Origin of the sequence: Nioella nitratireducens (genome assembly GCF_001879715.1) — a bacterium.
Taxonomy (GTDB): Bacteria; Pseudomonadota; Alphaproteobacteria; order Rhodobacterales; family Rhodobacteraceae; genus Nioella; species Nioella nitratireducens.
In genome coordinates this window covers 1-2469 of record NZ_MNBW01000057.1, presented here as the reverse complement: position 1 = coordinate 2469, position 2469 = coordinate 1, and the positions used below count along the sequence as shown (strand labels likewise).

The 2469-nt window shown below is 60.7% G+C and carries 1 protein-coding gene and 1 pseudogene; one reads left to right on the top strand and one right to left on the bottom strand.

Going from position 1 to position 2469, the window contains the following annotated elements; all coding sequences use genetic code 11:
* Positions 1-150 precede the first annotated feature (150 nt).
* Positions 151-1407: an IS110 family RNA-guided transposase gene (locus BKY27_RS19495; RefSeq protein WP_071676118.1), complete on the top strand. Its 1257-nt coding sequence runs from the start codon at positions 151-153 to the stop codon at positions 1405-1407.
* A gap of 234 nt (positions 1408-1641) precedes the next feature.
* Here the strand turns inward: BKY27_RS19495 and BKY27_RS19815 are convergent.
* Positions 1642-2450: pseudogene (locus BKY27_RS19815) on the bottom strand (IS3 family transposase); the annotation flags it as partial.
* Between the last annotated feature and the right edge of the window lie 19 nt (positions 2451-2469).

The window sequence follows — 2469 nt, the reverse complement described above, 5'->3', positions numbered from 1 at the left end:
GTCAGTTCCGTCCCATAGCACGTCGGGAAGAAGGGCTGCCGACAGGTTATGGCCACGCGCGCAGCCTCCAAATTGCGCAGCGGGTGGCCATAACCGGGTCTCAGGTCTCAACAGTGGTTTTGCATAACCACACTGCTGAGGAGACCGGCTATGACCGCCACCCATTCTACTGCTTCGACCGTGCTGGTCGCCATCGACATTTCAAAACACCGTCACGAAGTGCTTATTGGCATTCCCGGCAAGAAGCGCCGGCGCCGCATAACGATTACGAACACGCTGGAAGATTTTCAGCGCTTGGCCATCGCTCTCGCCAGCTATGAACTGCCGGTACGGATCGGGTTTGAGGCGACCGGCAATTATCACCGTGCTTTGGCTCATCATCTCGGCCAGGCCGGTTTCGACCTGAAGCTTGTCTCTTCCGTTGGCTTGGCCCGAACGCGCGAGGCTCTGCACAACAGCTGGGACAAGAATGATCCCAAGGACGCCCAGGTCATTCTGCACATGATGGAGATCGGGGCCGTACAGTTCTTCCATGATCCGCTCGTGACCGGGACCGCGGACATCCAGGAGCTCTCCAAAACCCACGAGATCGTTTCGCGCTCGAAGACCGAGTTGTGGCACCGCATCCTGACGCATTACCTACCACTGTACTTTCCCGAGGCCGAGCGATTTCACCGAAGCTCGCGGACCGATTGGTTCCTGGCGTTCCTCGAGAAGTATCCATCGCCACATATGATCACGGTCATGAGCCAGGAGGCTTTCATAGCTGATGCTTGGGAGGTCATTGGTCGCAAGGTTTCCAAAGAGCGTCTGCTTTCAGATATTTACGCCACTGCGGTCAGTTCAGTTGGACTGCCAGTGCATTCCGACTCCGATGCCATCCGCATGTTCCGCCTGGTACTGGCCGAAGGTCGCAGCCTGATCCGACAGCGGGATGTGATTGAGGCACGGGCCGTCGAGTTGCTGTCGAATCTGCCCGACTATCAGCTGCTGACGACCATTCCCGGGATCGGCCCGATCAACGCCATGACCATCCTGGCCGAGGCCGGTGACCTGCGTCGGTTTCGCCATCACCGGCAGTTCCTGAAGTTCTGCGGAATGGACCTCGCCACGATGCAGTCCGGCATGTTCCGTGGCCAAAGCCGCATCTCGAAGTATGGCAATGCCCGATTGCGGCGCACGCTCTGGATGGCCGGCCAAACCGCCGTTCTCAAGCGGACCAACAGCTTCCGGGACAAGTTCGAACGCTACATCTCAAAAGATCGACACAACGTCCATCTGCGCCGCAAGGCCTACACCGCGATCGCGGCCAAGATGGCGCGCACCGTACACGCCGTGGTCAAACATGGCGCACCCTATCGCCCCTTCTTCGAGGGGGTGAGCCCAGGCGGAAGGACCTCTCTCTGATGAGCCGTGGAGGCAGCTTGCTGACCTCGTAGATAATGTTCGGGCCTTCTGCTTGGGATTTGGGATCTCGTATTAAGGACGGTGAGGGCCGCCAGCGCGCGTACCCCGTGTTTGCTATGGAAGAGATCATTTCTTGACGGCAGAGCCCGTCTGGGCAAACGTAACAGGGCATCCGGTGCTCCGGATGTCCCATGACCTGCTGACCTAAGCAGCCAGATTTTCCCGACATAGGACGTTATCGCTGACAATCATGCCGGGCTTTCCGCGGCGCTCGATCAGGGCCGTCAGTTCACGCGCGACACGGCACCCCGAGATCGAGGTGTCAGGGATCGCCGCGAGGCATTCACGGGTGACGTCGTCGACCACGTTGAGCACCCGGAAGCGCTGGCCGTTGGCGAACTGGTCATGGACGAATTCCAGCGACCAGCGCGCATTGGGCCGAGCCTCGACCAGGATCGGGGCTCGCGTCCCGACAGCCTTGCGCCGGGCCTTTCGCTTGCGCACCGTCAGCCCTTCCTCGCGGTAGAGCCGATAGATACGGTTGATCCCGGATGGCTCGCCCTCGCGGCGCAGCAAAACGAACAGGCGCCGGTAACCGAACCGCCGGCGCTCGTTGGCCAGGGACCGCAACCGACCGCGCAGCACTGTGTCCGGCACGCGCCGAGATCGATAGCGGATCATCGTGCGATCCGCGCCGACGATGTGGCAGGCCCGCCGTTCCGACAGGCCATGCTCGGCCCGAAGATACGCAACGGCTTCGCGCTTCCCGGCGGGCCCTACCACTTTTTTGAAACCAGATCCTTCATCGCCGCCAGATCCAGCATCTGTTCGGCCAGAAGCTTCTTCAGCTTGGCGTTCTCATCTTCGAGCGCCTTCAGCCGCTTGGCCTCCGACACCGTCATGCCGCCGAACTTGGCCTTCCAGTTATAGAAGGTGCCTTCCGTCATGCCGTGCTTGCGGCACAGGTCCGCGCACTTCGCGCCTGCCTCGTGCTCGGCCAGGATGCCGATGATCTGCTCGTCCGTGAATCTCGTTCGCTTCATTGTCCGTCCTCAGGTTGGG

What these genes read in the sequence shown, in the direction of transcription:
- BKY27_RS19495 (WP_071676118.1), top strand. Translation starts at nt 151, where the DNA reads ATGACCGCCACCCATTCTACTGCTTCGACCGTGCTGGTCGCCATCGAC.